Source organism: Trabulsiella odontotermitis (genome assembly GCF_030053895.1).
GTDB classification, from domain to species: Bacteria; Pseudomonadota; Gammaproteobacteria; order Enterobacterales; family Enterobacteriaceae; genus Trabulsiella; species Trabulsiella odontotermitis_C.
The window spans coordinates 1,536,023-1,556,488 of the sequence record NZ_CP125781.1 but is presented as its reverse complement, the minus strand read 5'-3'; the positions used below and the strand labels follow the sequence as shown (position 1 = coordinate 1,556,488).

The 20,466-nt window shown below is 55.1% G+C and carries 26 protein-coding genes; 7 read left to right on the top strand and 19 right to left on the bottom strand.

The window, feature by feature from the left end; genetic code table 11:
• Positions 1-12 precede the first annotated feature (12 nt).
• Together QMG90_RS07515 and QMG90_RS07510 are read right to left on the bottom strand one after the other, a co-directional pair.
• Positions 13-285, bottom strand: a complete 273-nt coding sequence (locus tag QMG90_RS07515) for a PTS sugar transporter subunit IIB (protein WP_038156654.1) — start codon at positions 283-285, stop codon at positions 13-15.
• A gap of 80 nt (positions 286-365) precedes the next feature.
• Positions 366-809 carry a PTS sugar transporter subunit IIA gene (locus QMG90_RS07510; RefSeq protein ID WP_283283220.1) on the bottom strand — a complete coding sequence of 148 codons (444 nt, stop codon included), beginning with the start codon at positions 807-809 and terminating at the stop codon, positions 366-368.
• A gap of 216 nt (positions 810-1,025) precedes the next feature.
• Between QMG90_RS07510 and QMG90_RS07505 the strand changes: the two genes are divergently transcribed.
• Positions 1,026-2,045 (top strand): LacI family DNA-binding transcriptional regulator, encoded by a 1,020-nt coding sequence (locus QMG90_RS07505; RefSeq protein WP_283283219.1) that lies wholly within the window; start codon positions 1,026-1,028, stop codon positions 2,043-2,045.
• Between the two features lie 3 nt (positions 2,046-2,048).
• Here QMG90_RS07505 and yfcD read toward each other — a convergent pair whose 3' ends face one another.
• From yfcD to yfcF, 3 genes are read right to left on the bottom strand one after another with little or no spacing between them, the layout of a single operon-like run.
• On the bottom strand, positions 2,049-2,591 hold the full coding sequence (gene yfcD / locus QMG90_RS07500) for an NUDIX hydrolase YfcD (RefSeq protein ID WP_283283908.1): 543 nt from the start codon (positions 2,589-2,591) through the stop codon (positions 2,049-2,051).
• A 57-nt stretch (positions 2,592-2,648) separates the two neighbouring features.
• The gene (yfcE, locus tag QMG90_RS07495; RefSeq protein WP_283283218.1) at positions 2,649-3,200 is read right to left on the bottom strand and encodes a phosphodiesterase; all 552 of its coding nucleotides are present in this window, start codon (positions 3,198-3,200) and stop codon (positions 2,649-2,651) included.
• A 52-nt stretch (positions 3,201-3,252) separates the two neighbouring features.
• Positions 3,253-3,897, bottom strand: a complete 645-nt coding sequence (yfcF, locus tag QMG90_RS07490) for a glutathione transferase (protein WP_283283217.1) — start codon at positions 3,895-3,897, stop codon at positions 3,253-3,255.
• A 137-nt stretch (positions 3,898-4,034) separates the two neighbouring features.
• Here yfcF and yfcG point away from each other — a divergent pair, with 137 nt between their 5' ends.
• From yfcG to QMG90_RS07460, 6 genes are all read left to right on the top strand, one after another.
• Positions 4,035-4,664, top strand: a complete 630-nt coding sequence (gene yfcG, locus QMG90_RS07485) for a GSH-dependent disulfide bond oxidoreductase (protein WP_283283907.1) — start codon at positions 4,035-4,037, stop codon at positions 4,662-4,664.
• 44 nt (positions 4,665-4,708) lie between these two features.
• A complete protein-coding gene (folX, locus tag QMG90_RS07480; RefSeq protein WP_054179301.1) occupies positions 4,709-5,071 on the top strand; it encodes a dihydroneopterin triphosphate 2'-epimerase in 363 nt (120 codons plus the stop codon).
• A gap of 18 nt (positions 5,072-5,089) precedes the next feature.
• Positions 5,090-5,983: a TIGR01777 family oxidoreductase gene (locus QMG90_RS07475; protein WP_283283216.1), complete on the top strand. Its 894-nt coding sequence runs from the start codon at positions 5,090-5,092 to the stop codon at positions 5,981-5,983.
• Between the two features lie 57 nt (positions 5,984-6,040).
• Entirely contained in the window at positions 6,041-6,550 is a 510-nt protein-coding gene (locus tag QMG90_RS07470; protein ID WP_283283215.1) for a GNAT family N-acetyltransferase, read from the top strand.
• 208 nt (positions 6,551-6,758) lie between these two features.
• Entirely contained in the window at positions 6,759-7,010 is a 252-nt protein-coding gene (locus QMG90_RS07465; protein ID WP_283283906.1) for a hypothetical protein, read from the top strand.
• 14 nt (positions 7,011-7,024) lie between these two features.
• Positions 7,025-7,585 (top strand): helix-turn-helix transcriptional regulator, encoded by a 561-nt coding sequence (locus QMG90_RS07460; RefSeq protein ID WP_283283214.1) that lies wholly within the window; start codon positions 7,025-7,027, stop codon positions 7,583-7,585.
• 23 nt (positions 7,586-7,608) lie between these two features.
• On the opposite strand, the gene hisP is transcribed toward QMG90_RS07460, so the two are convergent.
• The 14 genes from hisP to QMG90_RS07390 all read right to left on the bottom strand — a co-directional run bounded on the left by hisP (position 7,609) and on the right by QMG90_RS07390 (position 20,428).
• Positions 7,609-8,382 carry a histidine ABC transporter ATP-binding protein HisP gene (gene hisP, locus QMG90_RS07455; protein ID WP_038156676.1) on the bottom strand — a complete coding sequence of 258 codons (774 nt, stop codon included), beginning with the start codon at positions 8,380-8,382 and terminating at the stop codon, positions 7,609-7,611.
• Between the two features lie 7 nt (positions 8,383-8,389).
• Complete coding sequence (locus tag QMG90_RS07450; protein WP_283283213.1) at positions 8,390-9,106, bottom strand: ABC transporter permease; 717 nt, start codon at positions 9,104-9,106, stop codon at positions 8,390-8,392.
• On the bottom strand, positions 9,103-9,789 hold the full coding sequence (locus QMG90_RS07445; protein ID WP_283283212.1) for a histidine ABC transporter permease HisQ: 687 nt from the start codon (positions 9,787-9,789) through the stop codon (positions 9,103-9,105). Before QMG90_RS07445 ends, QMG90_RS07450 begins: the two co-directional genes overlap by 4 nt.
• A gap of 62 nt (positions 9,790-9,851) precedes the next feature.
• Complete coding sequence (gene hisJ / locus QMG90_RS07440) at positions 9,852-10,634, bottom strand: histidine ABC transporter substrate-binding protein HisJ (protein ID WP_283283211.1); 783 nt, start codon at positions 10,632-10,634, stop codon at positions 9,852-9,854.
• A gap of 243 nt (positions 10,635-10,877) precedes the next feature.
• Entirely contained in the window at positions 10,878-11,660 is a 783-nt protein-coding gene (gene argT / locus QMG90_RS07435) for a lysine/arginine/ornithine ABC transporter substrate-binding protein ArgT (protein WP_283283210.1), read from the bottom strand.
• A 304-nt stretch (positions 11,661-11,964) separates the two neighbouring features.
• On the bottom strand, positions 11,965-12,534 hold the full coding sequence (locus QMG90_RS07430; protein ID WP_283283209.1) for a UbiX family flavin prenyltransferase: 570 nt from the start codon (positions 12,532-12,534) through the stop codon (positions 11,965-11,967).
• A 100-nt stretch (positions 12,535-12,634) separates the two neighbouring features.
• Positions 12,635-14,152, bottom strand: coding sequence for an amidophosphoribosyltransferase (gene purF, locus QMG90_RS07425; protein ID WP_054179310.1), 1,518 nt, complete (start codon positions 14,150-14,152; stop codon positions 12,635-12,637).
• 33 nt (positions 14,153-14,185) lie between these two features.
• Entirely contained in the window at positions 14,186-14,674 is a 489-nt protein-coding gene (gene cvpA, locus QMG90_RS07420) for a colicin V production protein (protein ID WP_038156685.1), read from the bottom strand.
• Between the two features lie 153 nt (positions 14,675-14,827).
• Positions 14,828-15,520: a cell division protein DedD gene (gene dedD / locus QMG90_RS07415; protein WP_283283208.1), complete on the bottom strand. Its 693-nt coding sequence runs from the start codon at positions 15,518-15,520 to the stop codon at positions 14,828-14,830.
• Positions 15,510-16,778: a bifunctional tetrahydrofolate synthase/dihydrofolate synthase gene (folC, locus tag QMG90_RS07410; RefSeq protein ID WP_283283207.1), complete on the bottom strand. Its 1,269-nt coding sequence runs from the start codon at positions 16,776-16,778 to the stop codon at positions 15,510-15,512. Before folC ends, dedD begins: the two co-directional genes overlap by 11 nt.
• Positions 16,779-16,840: 62 nt before the next feature.
• Positions 16,841-17,755 (bottom strand): acetyl-CoA carboxylase, carboxyltransferase subunit beta, encoded by a 915-nt coding sequence (accD, locus tag QMG90_RS07405; RefSeq protein WP_038156687.1) that lies wholly within the window; start codon positions 17,753-17,755, stop codon positions 16,841-16,843.
• 144 nt (positions 17,756-17,899) lie between these two features.
• Positions 17,900-18,568, bottom strand: a complete 669-nt coding sequence (locus QMG90_RS07400; protein ID WP_283283206.1) for a DedA family protein — start codon at positions 18,566-18,568, stop codon at positions 17,900-17,902.
• Positions 18,569-18,602: 34 nt separating this feature from the next.
• Positions 18,603-19,415: a tRNA pseudouridine(38-40) synthase TruA gene (gene truA / locus QMG90_RS07395; protein WP_283283205.1), complete on the bottom strand. Its 813-nt coding sequence runs from the start codon at positions 19,413-19,415 to the stop codon at positions 18,603-18,605.
• The gene (locus QMG90_RS07390) at positions 19,415-20,428 is read right to left on the bottom strand and encodes an aspartate-semialdehyde dehydrogenase (protein WP_283283204.1); all 1,014 of its coding nucleotides are present in this window, start codon (positions 20,426-20,428) and stop codon (positions 19,415-19,417) included. Before QMG90_RS07390 ends, truA begins: the two co-directional genes overlap by 1 nt.
• Between the last annotated feature and the right edge of the window lie 38 nt (positions 20,429-20,466).

Here is a 20,466-nt window from a genome sequence, read left to right as displayed (position 1 = left end):
CGCTTATTAACGTTATTGTTTGTTAAAATAATCGCTCAGTTTTGCTTCGAGCTCGTTGATATCGATAATGTTATTGAGCACCACCAGTTGATGGTCCGGGACGCTGGCGCTGGCGGCAATATCCTTTGCCATCACAAACAAGTCGGCCGCACCGGGGGTGGCAGAGGAGAGATCAGAGTGTTCTACCTCAGCCTCAATATTTATTTTCTTGAGGACTTTTTTAATATTCATTTCGACCATGAAACTGCTGCCCAGGCCGGAGCCGCATATCGCCATGATTTTCATTATTGTCACCTTTTTTGGGTAGAGTACGAGCGCACGACGCGGTAACGCGTCATGAAATCATTGTCGGGTACGGGTCTGAATCAGAAGCGTGAAATAATTGTTTTTATTTCCTCCTGGCTTTTTGCCTGATGTAATTGCAGTAAATCTTCCTCGCTTGAGAATAACGCGGCGAGCGCTGAGATCATTTCGATATGGCTGTGGCTGTCGGGCGCCGCCAGCATCACAATGACGTCGACGGGATCAAATTCACCCGCCCCGAACGACACTCCCTGTTTCAGCTTCAGCAGGGACAACCCCATACCTTTAGCGCCTTCTTCGGGACGCGCATGCGGCATCGCCAGCCCCGGCGCCAGCACGTAATACGGCCCGAGTTTCTGATGCTGCGTGATGATCGCGGTCACGTAGTCGGGTGTGATCGTTCCGCTATCCAACAACGGACGGGCACAGAGTTCGACCGCCTGCTTCCAGTCAGCGACCGTCTCCTCAAGTAAAATCGTTCCGTCATGGATCCACTGACTTAGCATTCCGTTCTCCTTTCGCTAACAAGGTGAACAAACTTTATGCAAGGGTGAGGCGACTAACCGTGATGATAATCACAAAGATAGCGCTACCAAAAAACCACACAGTAAATTTGTGATAGCGCTATCAAAATACAATCATTGCGCAATTACGCAGCAAAAAGAGGGATTTCCGGCGTATACTGCTTGCACTTTATGTTGTGATTTCAGTCAGGATGAAGCATGTCACTTACCCGAAAACGTCGTAGTACTGGCAAAGTCACTCTTGCGGATGTCGCGCAACTTGCCGGTGTGGGAACGATGACGGTGTCCCGAGCGCTGCGCACGCCTGAACAGGTCTCCGACAAGCTACGAGAAAAAATTGAAGCGGCGGTCGAGACGCTGGGCTATATGCCCAATCTCGCCGCCAGCGCCCTCGCCTCCGCCTCGTCATGGACGATTGCGATGGTGGTGCCGAACCTGGGCGAATCAGGCTGTTCGGAAATGTTCGCCGGGTTGCAGGAAGTGCTACAGCCCGCCGGGTATCAGATCATGCTGGCAGAGTCGCGTCATCGTGTCGAACAGGAAGAAAAACTGCTGGAGACACTTCTGGCGTCCAACATTGCCGCCGCGGTGCTGCTGAGCGTTGAACACAGCGATACAGTGCGCCAGTGGCTGAAAAACGCCTCGATCCCGGTGATTGAAATGGGTGCGACCCGCACCGATCCTATCGATATGAACATCGGCATCGACAACGTCGCCGCTATGTTTGAACTGACGCAAACCGTTATTCAGCGCGGCTATCAGAACATCGGTCTGCTGTGCGCCAATCAGGAACAGTGGATTTTTCAGCAACATCTTCAGGGCTGGTACAAAGCCATGATGCGCCACCATATGTCGCCGAACCGGGTGATCAACGCCGCCGCGCCGCCGACCTTCTCCACGGGCGCGGCGCAGTTACCGGAATTTATTCTGGCCTGGCCGGAGCTGGATGCGCTGGTCTGCGTGTCGGACGAACTGGCGTGCGGGGCGCTTTACGAATGCCAGCGTCGGCGTATCAAAGTGCCGGACGACTTAGCGATTGTGGGATTTGGCGACAGCGATGTCAGCCGGGTGTGCCAGCCGCCGCTGACCACCATGGCGGTGCCGCACCGCAAAATTGGCGTCGAAGCCGGACGCGCCCTGCTGGCGCGCCTGAATGACGGGAACTGGACGCAACGTGCACCTATCGCGTCAAAACTGTGTCTGCGCGATAGCTGCTGACGGTTACTCCGCTTCTTCGGCCTTCGCCGTTTCATTGCTGGCGTTGCGGCTCATCCAGAGCGCCAGCGCTTTCAGTGAATCAGGGGTAAACTCATCACAGCGGGCGGTGATCTCTTCCGGCGTCATCCAGCAGACTTCACTGACTTCTTCCTCCTGCAGGGCAAAAGGCCCATGCGACACGCAACTAAAGAGGCTGCCCCACACGCGGCAGTTCTTGTCTTCAAAATAGAACTGACCATGGTCTGCGAATGGCACCCCGGCAATGCCGAGCTCTTCTTCCGCTTCACGACGCGCGGATTCCAGCAGTTGTTCATCGGCCTGCACCACGCCGCCAGCGGTGGCATCGAGCATGCCAGGCATAAAATCTTTAATTTCGGTGCGGCGCTGCACCAGAATTTTCCCCATGCCGTCATGAACCACAATGTAGGTGGCGCGATGGCGTAAGCACTGCGCGCGCATCTGTGCGCGGCTGGCCTGCGCGATCACCTCATTGTCTTCACTCACGATATCCACCCATTCTGTGCTTGCCAAAGAACTCTGATCCACCATCGGGAAACCTTCTGTCAAAGCGCTCTCACGGCGCGTTTTACGGTTGCGGGTAAGTTACGGGTTAATCGCTACCTGTGCAATAACCTGTTGGTCATTGAGTGCTAAAACCCGCAAATAATCATCCTCCAGCATCCCGTAGCTGGCGACAAAATCGCCTTTCGGAATGCTGACCGAGCCAGGATTAAAATAGATGACCTCGCCGCGTTTTTCCGCGACCGGAATATGAGTATGACCGGAAACCAGCACATCGCCAGCGGCAAGTGCGGGCAGGTTATCCGGGCCAAAGAGATGACCGTGAGTCAGAAACAGGCGCTGATACCCGGTCAGCACCTGTTGCCAGGGGGCGGTAATAGGGAATTTCAGCAGCATCTGATCCACTTCGCTGTCGCAATTGCCGCGGACAGCAATGATGCGTGATGCCTGCGCGTTCAGTGCTTCAGCGACCGCTGCTGGCGCGTAGCCTTCCGGCAGGGCATTGCGCGGCCCGTGATACAGCAGATCACCGAGCACTATCAGCCACTGCGCGCCACTTTGCGCAAAGCGTTCGAGCATGCGTTCCGTTGCGGGCAACGAACCGTGAATGTCCGAGGCAAACATCAGTTTCATACGCCTTTCCTCCACAAAAACCGCGCTATTTTAACGGATTTTTTGTAGCCGATCAGCCCGCGCGTTTGGCGGAAAGCGCCACCCAGCGTTGTATCGAAGCGCGTTGCCACTGAAAGGTGGCGTAATCCGCCAGACGTTCTGGCACCTCGTCGCCGTTAAGCACCAGACGGTTGAGCATCAACGCCAGATCGGCATCGGCGATACACCACTCGCCGAACAGATTGGGATTACCATGAGCCAACAACTCACCGGCAGTACGGAATAATTTCTCTGCACTTTTCTGCCCTGCCGCGCTCAGTGCCGGCTTCTTCACACCGCCGAAAATGACCTCGGTTGAGCGCTCTTCGCGAATGGGCATCAGATCGCTGCGCAGCCACGCCTGAATCTGCCGCGCGCGGGCGCGCTTTTCAAGATCATGAGGATAGAGGCGTTCCCACTGTGGTGGCGCAAAGCGCTCATCAAGATATTCGGCAATGGCCGACGATTCGCTCAGCTCAAAGGCATCCACTTCCAGCAACGGAACGCGACGGGTGACGGAAAAACCTTTCCATTGCGCCTGTAAATGCTCACCGCGGGACAGATCAACTGTTTTCAGAGTAAACGGTAAGCCCTTCTCCTGTAAGGCAACGTAGACGGACATGACATACGGCGAGAAAAAACTGGCATCAGACCACAGCGTAATGACGGGTTTGCTCATAGTATCCTCAACGGGCTATCGGGTTTTCTTTCACCATATCGCCTCTTTCGCACGCTGTCACTTGATCAAAACTCACACTCCTCAATGAGCTTCTATACTCCTTGTTTCAACACGTCGGCTTATTCACGGGAGTGATGATGATTGACTTGTATTACGCGCCAACCCCCAACGGACACAAAATTGCCCTGTTCCTCGAAGAAGCCGAACTGGCTTACCGCCTGATTCGGGTGGATATCAGCAAAGGCGAGCAGTTTCGTCCGGCGTTTCTTGAGGTGTCGCCCAATAATAAGATCCCGGCGATTGTCGATCACGAGCCAGTCGATGGCAGCGCGCCGCTGAGTCTGTTCGAGTCGGGCGCGATTCTGGTCTATCTGGCGGAAAAAACGGGCAAATTGCTCAGCCAGGAGCCACGCGCACGGTTTACGACCCTGCAGTGGCTATTCTGGCAGGTGGGTGGTCTGGGGCCTATGCTGGGGCAGAATCACCACTTTAACCACTTCGCGCCGCAACCGGTGCCTTATGCCATTGAACGTTTTCAGGTCGAGACGCAGCGCCTGTACAACGTGCTTAACAAACGGCTCGAAACCTCGCCGTGGATGGGGGGTGAAGACTACAGCATTGCCGATATCGCCTGCTGGCCGTGGGTGAATGCCCATGAGCGCCAGCGTGTTGATCTGGAAAACTTTCCGGCAGTAAAAAACTGGTTTGAGCGCATCCGGACCCGACCAGCAACCGTCCGGGCGTTGCAAAAAGCGCAAGCCGGATAAGATGATGTATCATGGCGGCAACCACGATACAGAGGAAGCCAGCAATGTCTCAGCCAGACGCCATGATTCGAATTAAAAACCTGCGCCTGCGTACTTTTATCGGCATCAAGGAAGAGGAGATCGCCAATCGTCAGGATGTGATAGTGAACGTCGTGATCCACTACCCTGCCGATAAGGCACGTAACAGCGAAGACATTAACGATGCGCTGAATTATCGCACGATCACCAAAAGCATCATCCGGCACATTGAAGATAACCGTTTCTCATTGCTGGAAAAATTAACTCAGGATGTGCTCGACATCGCACGCGAACATCACTGGGTCACTTATGCTGAAGTAGAGATCGACAAACTTCATGCGCTGCGGTACGCCGACTCGGTATCCATGACGATGAGCTGGCGACGTTAAGCGCAACCGGGAGGTTGCATGAAAATTCTGATAACCGGCGGTACAGGGCTCATTGGACGTCATCTGATCCCCCGGCTGTTCGCGCTGGGGCATGATGTCGCGGTGGTCACCCGAAACCCCGAAAAGGCGCACAAGCTATTGGGTGATCGCGTTTCACTGTGGAAAGGGCTCGGTGATCGCCAGGATCTGGACGGTATCGATGCGGTGATCAATCTCGCCGGTGAACCCATTGCTGATAAGCGCTGGACTGACGAACAGAAGCAGCGGCTCTGCAACAGCCGCTGGAACATCACCCAAAAGCTGGTCGACCTGTTTCATGCCAGCGAAACGCCACCGGCGGTGCTGATCAGTGGTTCAGCTGCGGGTTATTATGGCGATCTCGGCGAAGTGGTGGTGACGGAAGAAGAACCGCCACATAACGAATTTACCCACAAACTCTGTGCCCGCTGGGAGCAAATCGCCAGTGGCGCGCAGAGCGATCATACCCGTGTTTGTCTGCTGCGTACCGGCGTGGTGCTGGCCCCGAAAGGCGGGATCCTCGCTAAAATGCTGCCACTTTTCCGGCTCGGCCTTGGCGGGCCGATGGGCAACGGCAGACAATATCTGGCGTGGATCCACATCGATGACATGGTGAACGGCATTCTCTGGCTGCTCGACAACGACCTGCGCGGCCCGTTTAACATGGTCTCGCCCTACCCGGTGCGTAACGAGCAGTTCGCCCACACGCTCGGCCATGTGCTGCACCGCGCGGCCGTGCTGCGCGCACCTGCCACCGCGATACGCCTGATGATGGGGGAATCCTCGGTGCTGGTGCTCGGCGGTCAACGCGCACTGCCAAAACGGCTGGAAGAGGCCGGTTTCGCATTCCGCTGGTATGACTTAGAAGAAGCCCTGTCAGATGTGGTAGGTTGATTGCGCGCAACAGGCTCATGATACAGTGAAAGGCCAACTCATCTGAATGGCGACGTTATGGCGACAATCACCACCACCCGGCTTATCCTTTCTCCCTTCCAGACTACTGACTGGAACTTTTTTCGCGTTCTGCGTGAAGACCCGTCAGTGATGCGCTATATCGCCAGCATCGCCCCTGAAAAAGATAACCGTCTGCTGTTCGCCACCCGCCTGAATGCCCCGCATACCTTTGTGGTACGTACCCATGACGACCCGACCGCGCTGGGCGATATAGGCCTGAAAATCAGCCCGCAGTATCGTGAAGAGGCGGATATTGGCTATATGTTTATCCCACAGGCTCAGGGGAAAGGCATTGCCAGCGAAGCGGTGCGCGCGCTCTGCGAATATGCCTTTACGCAGGCGGGTGTCAAAGCGCTGAATGCCTGGGTGCTGGCCGACAATACCGGTTCGGTGCGCGTACTGGAGAAGTGCGGCTTCGTGCGGACACAAATGCTGGAAAAAGCATACGAGATTGACGGCGTACACTATGACGACTGGGCCTATCGTCTGGAAAAATCTGCATTTTAATCCCTTCATGACTGTCGCCGTATTCCTGAGATAACGCGTGGAATGCGGCTCGCAAAACGCAAAATTACTCCCGCCGTTTCTGATCAAATGTGAAGTCGTTTCCGGAACGCTAAAAATCTTTAGCGATAAATGTTCCTCGCGTGATTAATTGCATTAATACCGTTGACATTCGTCAACACTCACTTCACACTGCGCAGGAAACAAAATGATGAAGGAACATCCAGATAAACATATTCGGGCGGCAATTGATTATGCGATTTTTCGCGGCTGGGTTTTCCACCCCGGCGGAAAAAGCGCCCACTGTTTTGGACGTCTACGCTGCGGCATACCGCAGCACAAGGAACATATGATGAGCGTCTGGTCTACACCGGGAAATTGCGTCAACCATGCCAGGCAAATCATCCGCATGGTGGATCGTTGCTCTCCGGCGTACACCGGTCATCAGGCTTATCCATTTTAAAGGAGTAACCCGTTATGCCATTGTTTAACTTCACCCTGACACTTTCCGGCGTGACCGCCAGCACGCCAGGGCTGGAAGATACGCTGTTCGCGAATGGCTGCGACGATGCCCTGGTGTGCTTTTACGGCACTTCAGTGTATCTGGAGTTTGATCGCGAAAGTGAAACATTAAGCAGCGCCATCCTGTCTGCTGTCCATAACATTGAAACGGCGGGTATTGCTGCTCGTGTGGAGTCGGTGGATTCAACCCTGGTCGGGCTCAGCGACATCGCTGAACGAACCGGGCTTTCCCGTCAGGCTGTCGCATTACTGAAAGACGGCGCACGAGGTCGCGGTCAGTTTCCCGCTCCGGTACAGCGCGTGAAGGGCAATTCGCCGCTCTGGAGCTGGCGTAAAGTGGTGGAATGGCTGGTAAGCGAAAACCGTATCGCGGAAGACTCACCGCTGGTAGCGAATGCTCGCGTACTCGACAGCCTTAATCTGGCGTTACAGCTACGCTCGTCAATGGAAGCGCAAAGCATCCTGCATTACGTTAAGCAACTCGAACGAAACCGCTCCCGCACTCAGAAAGAATAGCCCGACCTGCGGGCTATCGTGTGTTATTTCAGTGAGCCTTTCAGGAACTGCTGCAGGCGCGGGCTTTGCGGGTTGCCAAACAGATCGTCCGGGTGCCCTTCCTCTTCGATTTTCCCCTGATGCAGGAAAATCACGTGGGAGGAGACGTGGCGGGCAAATCCCATTTCGTGCGTTACCACGACCATCGTTTTCCCTTCTTCGGCCAGTTTCTGCATGATGCGCAACACTTCGCCCACCAGCTCAGGATCAAGCGCAGACGTCGGTTCGTCAAATAGCAGCACCTCCGGCTCCATCGCCAGCGCCCGGGCAATGGACACGCGTTGTTGCTGACCGCCGGAGAGATGTACCGGGTATTTCGTCTGCTGACGCTCGTCGATACCGACTTTCGCCAGGTATTTTTCCGCCCGCTCGCGGGCTTCCTGTTTGCTCAGCCCGAGAACCTGAACTGGCGCTTCCATTACGTTTTCCAGCACAGTCATGTGATTCCACAGGTTGAAGTGCTGAAACACCATCGTCAGGCGTGTACGCAGCAGACGGAGCTGGTTTTTGTCCGCGACCTTCAGTTGACCGTCTTTGTCACGCACCAGACCGATATTCTGGCCGTTCACTACAATCGAGCCTTCACTCGGCTTTTCGAGGAAGTTAATGCAGCGCAGGAAAGTACTTTTCCCGGAGCCTGATGAACCGATGATCGAGATAACATCCCCGGCATTCGCCTTCAGCGTGACACCTTTCAATACTTCATGCTCGCCGTAGCGCTTATGCAAATCGATGACGTTTAGTTTGTTCTCAGCCATGATGTTCTCAATGCGTTGAAGAAGGTGATAAATGCTGCATCCAGCGCTTTTCCGCACGGCGGAACAGGCTGATCAACACATACGAAATGATCAGATACAGTACGGCGGCAATCCCGAATGCGGTAAAGGGCTGATAGGTCGCCGAGTTGATATCACGGGCGACTTTCAGCAGATCCGGCACCGTCGCGGTAAAGGCCAGCGCGGTCGAATGCAGCATCAGGATCACTTCGTTACTGTAGGCCGGTAAAGCGATGCGTAACGCCGACGGCAAAATGATACAGCGGTACATTTTGCCGCTGGAGAAGCCGTACGCGCGCGCCGCTTCAATTTCACCGTGCGGCACTGAGCGGATGGCCCCGGCGAAAATCTCCGTGGTGTACGCACAGGTATTCAGGGTCAGCGCCAGCACAGTACAGTTCAGGCCGCTGCGGAAAAACGCGTTCAGCAGTTCCGTGCCCTTCACCACTTCCAGCGTATACATCCCCGAGTAAAACACCAGCAGTTGAACGTAAAGCGGCGTACCACGAAAAATATAGGTGAAAAGCCAGATGGGCATGCTGATAAATTTATTGCTGGAAACGCGTCCAATCGCCAGCAGCACCGCCATCATGCCGCCCATCACCACAGATAAAATCAGCAGCCAGAGCGTAATAGCCACCCCGGTAAAGCGATAGCCGTCGGTCCACAGCAGAGCCTTCCAGTATTCCTGAATAATTTCGATCACAGGTCAGCCCTCTTCACACCCACGGTATAGCGACGCTCCAGCAACAGCAGCACACCGTTGGAGACCGTGGTAAACACCAGATAAATCACCCCGCATACGACAGCAAAGTAGAACGGCTCCCAGGTGCTTTTCCCGGCGAGTTGCGTGGCTTTAACCACGTCCTCCAGTCCGAGCAGCGACACCAGCGCGGTGGCTTTCAGAATGACCTGCCAGTTGTTGCCGATGCCCGGCAGGGCGAAGCGCATCATCGCCGGAAACATAATGCGGCGGAAGGTCTGGCGGCGGGTAAAGCCAAACGCCGTTGCCGCTTCCAGATGCCCTTTCGGCACTGCCAGATAGGCGCCGCGAAAGGTTTCGGTAAAATAGGCGCCATAGATGTAGCCCAGCGTAATGATCCCCGCGACCATCGGATCGATATCAAACTGCGACAAGCCTAAGGTGTCTGTAATGGTATTGAGCGCTATCTGCAAACCATAAAAAATCAGCAGCATCAGCACCAGATCCGGTACCCCGCGAATAAGCGTGGTATAGGCTTCGAACAACAACGCCAGCGGGCGATTGTTCGACAATTTCGCGCCTGCCCCGGCAAGCCCGATCACCACGGCTAACAGCACGGAACTGATAGCCAGTTCCAGCGTCACGATGGCGCCATGAAAAATAACTTGTGAAAACCCGTACAGCATTGCGCCTGTCCCGTCTGTGTAACACCTTCGCGCCAGAAGGCGCGAAGGCTCATACGTGCTGGTTAGTCACCATACACATTAAAATCGAAGTACTTTTTCGCTAATTTTTCGTAGGTACCATCGGCACGCATTTCAGCAAACGCTTTGTTCAGCGCTTCACGCAGTTCGTTATCTTCTTTTCGCAGGCCCATACCAGTGCCGACGCCGAACAGCTTGAGGTCCTTGATTGACGGACCACCGAACTCATAATCACTTCCCACCGGTTGCTTGAGGAAACCTTCGCTGGCAGCGACTTCGTCCTGGAATGCGGCATCGATGCGCCCTGCCGTCAGGTCAGCGTAGATGTTGTCCTGCCCCTGATAAGAGACAATTTCGACCCCTTTCGCCGCCCAGTGCTCGTTGCCGTAGGTTTCCTGGGTGGTGCCCTGTAGCACGCCAACGCGTTTGCCTTTCAGTGTCGCGAGATCAGGCGTGATATTGCTGCCCTTCTTCACCACCAGACGAGAATCCGCCGCATAGAGTTTGTCGGTGAAGGCAATTTCCTGTTGACGTTTTTCGGTGATCGACAGCGACGACATGATCGCATCGATTTTCTTCGCTTTCAGAGAGGGGATCAGCGCATCCAGCGGGCTTTCAATGAAGGTACATTGTGTTTTTAAGCGCTGGCAGAGTTCTTTCGCCAGATCGATGTCAAAACCCACCAGTTCACCCTGGGCATTTTTCGATTCGAACGGGGCATAAGTGGGATCGGTGCCGATACGAATTTTTTGCGGGATGGCTGCATAAACGGTGGATATGCTGGAAAGCGCCAGCATTAATGAGAGAGACAACGCCAGTTTTTTCATATCTATCCTCAACAGACTGTCATTCTAACGGGGTTAAGCAAAAGTACGGTACAGGTTATCGTGCCATTTTTTGAGGTAAGTCGACACGCTTTTTTGCATCGCAAATGCTTAAATATGCACTGATAAGCCTCAAATCAGCATATCAGGCGCGCATCTCAAGCATTCATTAGGGTAATGCACCAAAACGAGTCATCATTTTGATGCATTACACTCCGTTAGTCTGGATGGTCTGCGGTATGCAACTTATTCGCCGTAAACGTTAAAGTTAAAATACTTCTTCGCCATCTTGTCGTAAGTGCCATCTTTTCGCAGATCGCCCAGCGCTTTGTCGAAGGCGGCTTTCAGCTCAGCGTCGTCTTTACGCAGACCCACGCCGGTGCCGTCACCGAAGTATTTTTTGTCTTTCACGGAAGGACCAGCAAAGTCGAACGCTTTACCGGCAGGCTGTTTGAGGAAACCTTCACTGGCGGCCACTTCGTCCTGGAAGGCGGCATCCAGACGACCTGCGGCGAGATCGGAGTAAATCAAATCCTGATTCTGATAGGCAACAACATCAACGCCTTTTGTGCGCCATTTTTCATTGGCATAGGCTTCCTGAGTCGACCCCTGAAGCACACCAACGTGTTTGCCTTTCAGCACATCCAGATCCGGTTTCACCGACGACCCTTTCGCGGCAATTAAGCGGGAGTCCGCGGCATAGAGTTTGTCTGAGAAAGCGATTTCCTGCTGACGTTTCTCTGTAATGGAGAGCGAAGAAATGATGGCATCGATCTTTTTCGCTTTCAGCGAAGGGATCAGAGAGTCAAAGTCGCTGCCCACCCAGGTACATTTCACCTGCATGCGTTTGCACATCTCATTGCCCAAATCGATATCAAACCCGACGAAATCCCCTTTCGCGTCTTTCGATGAGAAAGGCGCATAAGTTGCGTCTGTGCCAATACGAACCGTCTGCGGCAACGCAGCAAATACGCTGGATGCGCTGCAGATACCTGATAACAACGTGAGAGCCAGAACCGTCTTCTTCATACATTACCCTTAAAATGTCGTGATGTAGTAAGTGTCTTGTTATGTCGTTTGCGTGTTGTGTGTTGTTGTTGCAGACAATTCTTGCATCTTTTATGCCATATTCGCCGGGTACTACGAAATCGACGTTAAATATGTTAATAAAAGGTTGCGATGTTGTCGTCAGATGGAAAGATAACAGCAATGACAGATAAACCGCAGCGGCGCAGCGCAAAAAAACAAATTAAATGTTGAGGATTTGATCGTGGTTGCAAAATCGCCCCAGGACAGGGCGAAGCGAAAGAATATGCACTACTTTGGTGCGTCGTTATGCACCCTGCCAGCGGATAAATAAATCCTCTGGCAAATCAATATCAAACTGGTCAAGCACCCGGTTAACTGTCTGGTTAATCACGTCATCCAGCGTCTCAGGCCGATGATAAAACGCCGGCACCGGCGGCATGATCACCGCCCCGATTTCCGCCGCCTGGGTCATTAATCGCAGATGCCCAAGATGCAGCGGCGTTTCGCGCACGCACAACACCAGTGGACGCCGCTCTTTGAGGATCACATCCGCCGCGCGGGTCAGCAGCCCGTCGGTATAGCTGTGAACAATCCCGGAAAGCGTTTTAATTGAACAGGGCAATATCACCATCCCGGTCGTTTTAAACGAGCCTGAGGAGATACAGGCAGCGATATCACGGGCATCGTGCACCACATCGGCCAGCGCCTGCACCTCGCGCAGCGTAATGTCGGTTTCGAGCGACAGCGTCTGACGCGCCGCCTGACTCATGATGAGATGCGTTTCCACCCCGGAGACATCACGCAGCACCTGCAACAGGCGCACGCCATAAATTGCGCCGCTGGCGCCTGAGATGCCTACAATGAGTCGTTTCATAACTGGTCCTCCCGACATTTTCAGGCTGACAATGCCGCAAACGGACGGGAGTTGCAAGAAAAGCGCGTCCTGTCAGGTAACAGAACGCGCCTGAGGAGGCTTAACCTTCGTTGTGCATCTCTAAATTTTCCATTTCGTTCTGACGCAGCAGGGCTTTCGCATCGTCATTACGTAAGGAATCGAGATAGTCGAGGTATTGCTGGTTAACGTCTTTGGTCACGTACACACCGTTAAATACCGAGCACTCAAACTGCTGGATGTCCGGGTTTTCGGCACGTACGGCGTCGATGAGATCGTTGAGATCCTGGAAAATCAGGCCATCTGCGCCGATGATCTGGCGGATTTCATCTACTTCACGGCCGTGAGCAATCAGTTCGTTGGCGGTCGGCATATCAATGCCGTACACGTTCGGGAAACGAATCTCCGGCGCGGCAGAAGCCAGGTAGACTTTCTTCGCCCCGGCTTCGCGCGCCATCTCGATGATCTGCTCAGACGTCGTGCCGCGCACGATGGAGTCGTCCACCAGCAGCACGTTCTTGTCGCGGAACTCGGCACGGTTGGCGTTCAGCTTACGACGCACGGATTTACGACGCAGTTGCTGCCCCGGCATGATAAAGGTGCGGCCGACATAACGGTTTTTTACGAAGCCCTGACGGTACGGTTTATCGAGAATACGGGCGATTTCCAGCGCGATATCGCAGGAGGTTTCCGGGATGGGGATCACCACGTCGATGTCGAGATCTTCCCACTCGCGGGCAATTTTCTCGCCAAGCTTCGTGCCCATATTCACGCGGGCGCTGTAGACGGAAATCTTGTCGATGAACGAATCCGGACGCGCGAAATAGACGTACTCAAACAGGCACGGATTGCTGACCGGGTTATCCGCGCACTGGCGGGTGAACAGTTGCCCTTTCTCGGTAATGTAGATGGCTTCGCCAGGTGCGACATCACGCAGGAATTCAAAGCCCAGCGTATCCAGCGCCACGCTCTCGGAGGCCACCATATATTCGGTACGGCCGTCGCCAATATCGCGCTTGCCGAGCACCAGCGGACGAATACCGTTCGGATCGCGGAAAGCGATCATCCCGTGGCCGATAATCATCGCCACGCAGGCGTAGGCGCCGCGGATCTGCCGGTTAGTGGCGGCAATCGCCGCAAAAATGTTGTCCGCTTCCAGAGGGTAGTGACGGAAGTTATCCAGCTCGCTGGCAAAAATGTTGAGCAGGATTTCAGAATCTGAGGTGGTGTTAATGTGACGACGCTTCTCTTCGAACAGCTTTTTGCGCAGTTCGTGCGCGTTGGTCAGATTACCGTTGTGCGCCAGAGTAATACCGAAAGGAGAGTTGACGTAGAAAGGTTGCGCCTCGGATGCGCTGGAGCTACCGGCCGTGGGGTAACGCACATGGCCAATCCCCATATTGCCCTGCATACGCTGCATATGGCGAGCTTCAAACACATCACTCACCAGGCCGTTGGCCTTACGCAACCGGAAACAGTTGTTCGCATCAATGGTGATGATGCCTGCGGCATCCTGCCCGCGGTGCTGAAGCACCGTTAACGCGTCATAAATCGACTGGTTGACCGGCATAACACCGGCGATACCGACAATACCGCACATACGTCATTTTCCTCGTTAAGAACTGCCCAAAGTTTATACTCTGGGCAAGAAACTCGACGAGCTTTGCAGATAGTCAAAGAACCATCTGATGATGAAACTGAATTGCGGGATCAACTGCGACTTCTGCCAGTCTTCGCTTTTGGACAGACCGGTAAAGGTATCGAGGAAGAACAGAATGGCGGCGACGATCAGTACGCCACGTAACGCACCGAAACAGATCCCCAGCACCCTGTCGGTCCCGGACAGGCCAGTTTTTTCCACCAGCGCTCCGATGACATAGTTCACGATAGCGCCGACAATCAGCGTCGCGACGAACAGCACCGCGATCGCAATCCCATTTCGAACCAGTTCGTCTTCAAAGCCCGTAAACCAGACTGACAGGTAAGTGTAGTAATGGCTGGCAACAAAGAAAGCACAACCCCAGGTTACCAGCGATAACGCTTCACGAACAAAGCCGCGGATCAGGCTCACCAGACAGGAAAAACCAATCACCGCGATAATGGCGTAATCAATCCAGACCATATGTGTCCCACGATTTCACGCCCTGTCATCCAGTTCGGGGCGCATTCTAACAGAAAAAGAAAACGTTTGCGTAGGGATTTCCTTCCCGCGCTTAAATAAAAATGGCGCTGAAAAAATGTTCAACGCCATTCGGTTCGTCACCGGGGAGCGGGGTTAATTCGGCGAGTAACCCATCACCACCCCGCTCAGCCCCGACAGCTGTTTCAGCTCGCCAAGCGAACCTTTCAGCTTATCTCTCGAGGCGTCCGGGCCAACCAGAATTCGGGTGATTTTACCCTGTACCGGCGTGGAAGGCGACGTGTAAACACGATAACCCGCGCCGCGTAGTTTACCTACGATCTCGTTGACTTTATCAGCATTCTTCAGCGCGCCTAACTGCACCACATACGCTTTACCGGTCGGCGCAGGTTTCTCCTCCGGCGTCGGTTTTTCAGCGGGCGCTGGCGGCGGCGTTTCAACAGGCGTTGCCGCAGGTTTAGCGGGTGTCGGTTTAGGCTGCGGTTTGTCGACTGGTTTCGGCTTCGGCGGCGTCACCGGCGCGGGTACCTCGTCGATATCGCCATTGCCGTTGGCCGTCATTCGTGACGGATCCAGCGATGGCGCTGCAGCATCTCCCGCCCTCACTTCTTCAGCGGCCCCTTCCGGCGGCTGAGCAGGCAATGCCTGCGTGGCGGCAGGCAGCATATCCGGCTCATCCCGGTCGCATGGTTTCGGCACCAGCGGGATCGCCGCAAACTCATCCTGATAATGTTTTTTCTGACCATCAAGCAGCCCTGGCAGTACGATCACTCCCAGCGCTACCAGCACAATTGTCCCGACCAGACGGTTCTGAAACTTACTCGCCACCGGTTCTCCCCGCGTCCATCTCTTCCATTACATGCGCCACTGTGTGGAACGAACCACACACCAGCACCGTATCTTCTGGTTTCGCCTCAGCCATTGCGGCATGCCAGGCATCTGCCACACTGGCATAGACTACGCCGCGAGGCAAATGTTCCAGCAGCTGTTCCGCTGTCGCCCCACGTGGTCCTTCCAGCGGGGCACAATACCAGTTATCGACCATCCCGGTAAGATTCTCCAGCGTACCGGCAATATCCTTATCATGAAGCATACCAATGACCGCCAGCAGACGTCCGGCTCTGGGTAACATTTTCAGACGTTCGGCAAGATACGCCGCCGCATGGGGATTATGCGCCACGTCGAGGATCAGGCGCGGCGACTCGCTGACAATCTGGAAACGCCCGGGCAGAATAGCCTGCACAATACCGGCGCGGATCGCCTGTTCGCTGACCTTAAGCCCGCTGGCGCGCAACGCGGCAAGCGCTGTCGCCGCATTCGGCTGCGGCACCTGCGGTAACGGCAGGTCGCGCAATTCTCCCTGCGCGTCACTGAAATTCCAGCCAGTGTCGCTGACCGCATAGCGCCAGTCGACGTCACGGCGCAGCAAGTGCGCACCTTTCTCCTGCGCCACGTCGGCAATGGTCGACGGCATATCCGGCTCACCAACAATCGCTGGTTTACCGTGGCGGAAAATCCCCGCTTTTTCACGGCCAATGCTTTCGCGATCCGGCCCCAGCCAGTCAGTGTGATCAAGGGCGATACTGGTGACCACGGCGACATCTGCATCCACCAGATTGGTGGCATCGAGACGACCGCCCAGACCGACTTCCAGGATCACCACGTCCAGTTGCGCCTGCTGAAACAGCCACAGTGCCGACAGGGTGCCAAATTCAAAATAGGAGAGCGAAATATCGCCGCGAGCCGCTTCAATTTCAGCAAACGACGCGGTATGCGCCGCTTCCGGCAGCTCTTCGCCCTGCACACGAACGCGCTCGGTATAGCGTACGAGATGCGGCGAACTGTAGACACCCACCTTATAATCTGCTGCCATCAGCACCGCTTCCAGTGTACGGCAGGTGGTGCCTTTGCCGTTGGTTCCGGCCACGGTAAAGACAAACGGCGCCGGTTTCTGCACCTTCATCCGCACGGCAACCTCGCTGACGCGCTCAAGGCCAAGATCGATGGTTTTGGAATGCAGATTTTCCAGATAAGAAAGCCACGCAGCCAGCGGCGACGTAGCCTGAGGAGTACGTTGTTTTTCCATGATGCCCGCGATAGTTAACGAAACAAAAAGGGCAGCGCCGTCTGGCCCTGCCCTTTGCATTATCAGGCCCCAGGTTCCTGATCCGGTACCGGCGGTACCACCACGCTTTCGCGCGGTTCATCGGGATCCGGCGACGGGAGATTCATCAGCTTAGCCAGAATACTGGCAAGCTTCAGGCGCATTTCCGGACGGCGGACAATCATGTCGATCGCCCCTTTTTCAATCAGGAACTCACTGCGCTGGAATCCCGGCGGCAGTTTTTCACGCACCGTCTGTTCGATAACGCGAGGACCGGCGAAGCCGATCAGCGCTTTCGGCTCAGCAACGTTCAGATCGCCGAGCATCGCGAAACTTGCGGAAACGCCACCCATGGTCGGGTCGGTCAGTACAGATATGTACGGCAGACCGCGCTCCTGCATTTTCGCCAGCGCAGCGGAGGTTTTCGCCATCTGCATCAGCGACATCAATGCTTCCTGCATACGTGCGCCACCGGAAGCGGAGAAGCAGATCAGCGGGCAGTTGTCTTCCAGCGCCTGTTCAACGGCACGGACGAAACGCGCGCCGACGACCGAGCCCATCGAGCCGCCCATAAAGGAGAATTCAAACGCCGCCGCGACGACCGGCATGCCGTGCAGCGTGCCTTTCATTACTACCAGCGCGTCTTTCTCGCCGGTTTCTTTCTGAGCGGTTGCCAGACGGTCTTTGTATTTTTTGGAATCACGGAACTTCAGCACGTCTTTCGGCTCAAGTTCGCTCCCCAGTTCAACCAGAGATCCTTCATCCAGCAGGCTATGCAGGCGGTTTCTCGCCGTCATACGCATGTGATGATCGCACTTAGGGCAAACCTCCAGGTTACGCTCCAGCTCGGCACGGTAAAGTACCTGACCGCAGCTATCACACTTGGTCCAGATCCCTTCAGGAATACTGGCCTTGCGGGTGGGGGTTATATTGCTTTTAATTCGTTCAATCCAGCTCATTGATAACCTTTCTGCCTGAACCTGGTCGATGCCAGTTTTGCCGTAAGGGGCGAATAATGCCATTTTTGCCGCTTACAGACCATGAAATGTTGCACATTAAAACATAAGCGCTCGAAACATGGGATAAAAAAGTGGTCGAACCCCTTACTTCACCTGTTTCGTCTGTTTCGCCGCAGCCCGCTTGTGGCGGATGATTTCCACCACGCCCGGCAGGACCGAGAGCACGATGATCGCCACGATCAGCAGCTTCAGATTCTCCTGCACGATCGGCAGATCGCCGAACAGATAACCCGCGTAGGTAAACAGCAGCACCCACAACAGCGCGCCAACCACGTTATACGCCGCAAAATGACGATAAGACATATGTCCCATTCCCGCCACAAAGGGGGCGAAGGTTCTGACGATGGGCACAAATCGCGCCAGAATGATGGTCTTACCGCCATGTTTCTCATAGAACGCATGGGTCTTATCAAGATAGCTGCGGCGGAAGATTTTTGAATCCGGGTTACTGAACAATTTCTCGCCAAACAGGCGACCAATCGTATAGTTCACCGCATCGCCAAGGATAGCGGCGATAACCATCAGCAGCACCATCAGATGCACGTTGAGATCATTGGTCGGTAGCGCCGACAGCGCGCCGGCTACAAACAGCAGCGAATCGCCTGGCAGGAATGGCGTCACCACCAGACCCGTTTCACAGAACAGTATCAGAAACAGAATGGCATACACCCAGACGCCGTACTGCGCGACCAGTTCAGCCAGATGAACGTCAATATGCAGGATGAAATCAATCAGAAAGCGAATCAGATCCATAGTTGCTTAGCCTTTAGTTACTGCATTATCGCACTTAGTCCGCCAGAAACAGCGGACCCATCGGCGTCTTCGGCAGGTCAAAATGGTCAGGGTAATCCACCGCCACCAGATACAGACCTTCCGCCTTCGCCGTTGCTGCCGCCAGCGTTCTGTCCTTCGCTGCCAGTAGCTCTGCAATCCAGTTCTCTGACTGGTTTCCGGCACCCACTTCCATCAGGCTGCCCACGATATTCCTGACCATATGATGAACAAAAGCATTCGCTTTGATATCGACCACCACATACGGGCCATGACGTTGAACGTCAATGTGCATCACGTTTCGCCATGGCGTGCGTGACTGGCACTGAACAGCACGAAACGAGGTAAAATCATTCTCCCCAATCAGACACTGCGCCGCGCGATGCATCCGTTCGGCATCCAGCGGTTGATGACAATGGGTCACCCCCTGGCTTAACACCGCAGGGCGCAAGCGATGATTGTAGATGACGTAGCGATAACGGCGCGCCGTGGCGCTGAAACGCGCATGAAAATCATCGGCAACATGTTTCACCCAACGCACCGCGATGTCACCAGGCAAATTCGCATTTACACCCAGTGTCCATGCCGCGTCTTTACGCAGCGCGTGCGTATCGAAATGCACCACCTGCCCGGTGCCATGCACGCCTGCGTCGGTGCGCCCGGCGCAGAACACGTGAACCGGCTCGTTCGCGACTTGCGACAGCGCTTTCTCGAGCTTTTCCTGCACGCTACGCACTTCGTTTTGCCGCTGCCAGCCGTAATAGTTGCTGCCGTCATACTCGATGCCGAGGGCAATACGGTAGACCGGCTGCTCTGCCACTTCCGACATTAGTACATATACTCCTGCACCAGCTTCTCAGCGATCTTCACCGCCACCAGCGCGCCGCCGAAGCGAACGTTATCCGCCACCGACCAGAACTGGATTTGCTCCGGCATGCCGTAATCATTGCGCACGCAACCCACTGACAGCTGCGCATTGCCGGAGGCATCGCCCACCTGCGTCGGGAATTCATTCGCTTCCGACAGCACAATGTCTTCACCACGGGCAAAGGCGTCACGCGCCTCTTCCGCCGCCAGCGGACGCAGCGCTTCAAAATTCACCATCTGCGCATGGCCGTAGAAAACCGGCGACTGCACACAACTGGCGGAAATCATCAGGCCGTCATCCTGTAGGATTTTACGCACCTGATCGACAATCCGGCGCTCCTCGCGCACGCTGCCTTCGCGATCCGGCAGCAGCGGCAACAGGTTAAACGCCAGCTGGCGACCGAAGAAATCGTCTTCATCGATCGGAATACCGTTCAGCAGTTTGGCGCTCTGCCCTGCCAGCGCATCGACCGCTTTTTTGCCGTGAGCAGAAGCAGACATCAGGCTGGTGACCGCAATGCGCGACAATCCGCCTTCGTCGATCAGCGGTTTCAGTGCCGCCAGCAACTGGCTGGTGAGGCTGTCCGGAACGGCGATAATGTTACGGTTGCGGTAATCCGCCAGCACAAACGGGTTCACTTCTGGCACTACCAGCGGCACGTCCGGCTCCAGCGCAAACAACCCGCTGGCATCGATGACCAGACAACCGGCGTTGGTGGCCTCCTCTATGTACTGCGCGCTCGCCTCAACACCGGCAACGAAAAACGCCAGTTGCGCCTGTGTCCAGTCAAAATCGGCGGCGTCCTGCACCAGCACGGTTTTGCCCTCGTAACGCAGCGATTCACCCGCGCTTTCGCTGCGCGCCAGCGCATGCAATTCACCCACCGGGAACTGACGCTCGGCAAGGGTTTCGAGCAGGGCTTCACCCACGGCGCCCGTGGCGCCCAGTACGGCAATATTCCAGCCTTCAGACATGGTGGTTACTCCAGAAAAAATAGCCGCCCCGCCGCTAT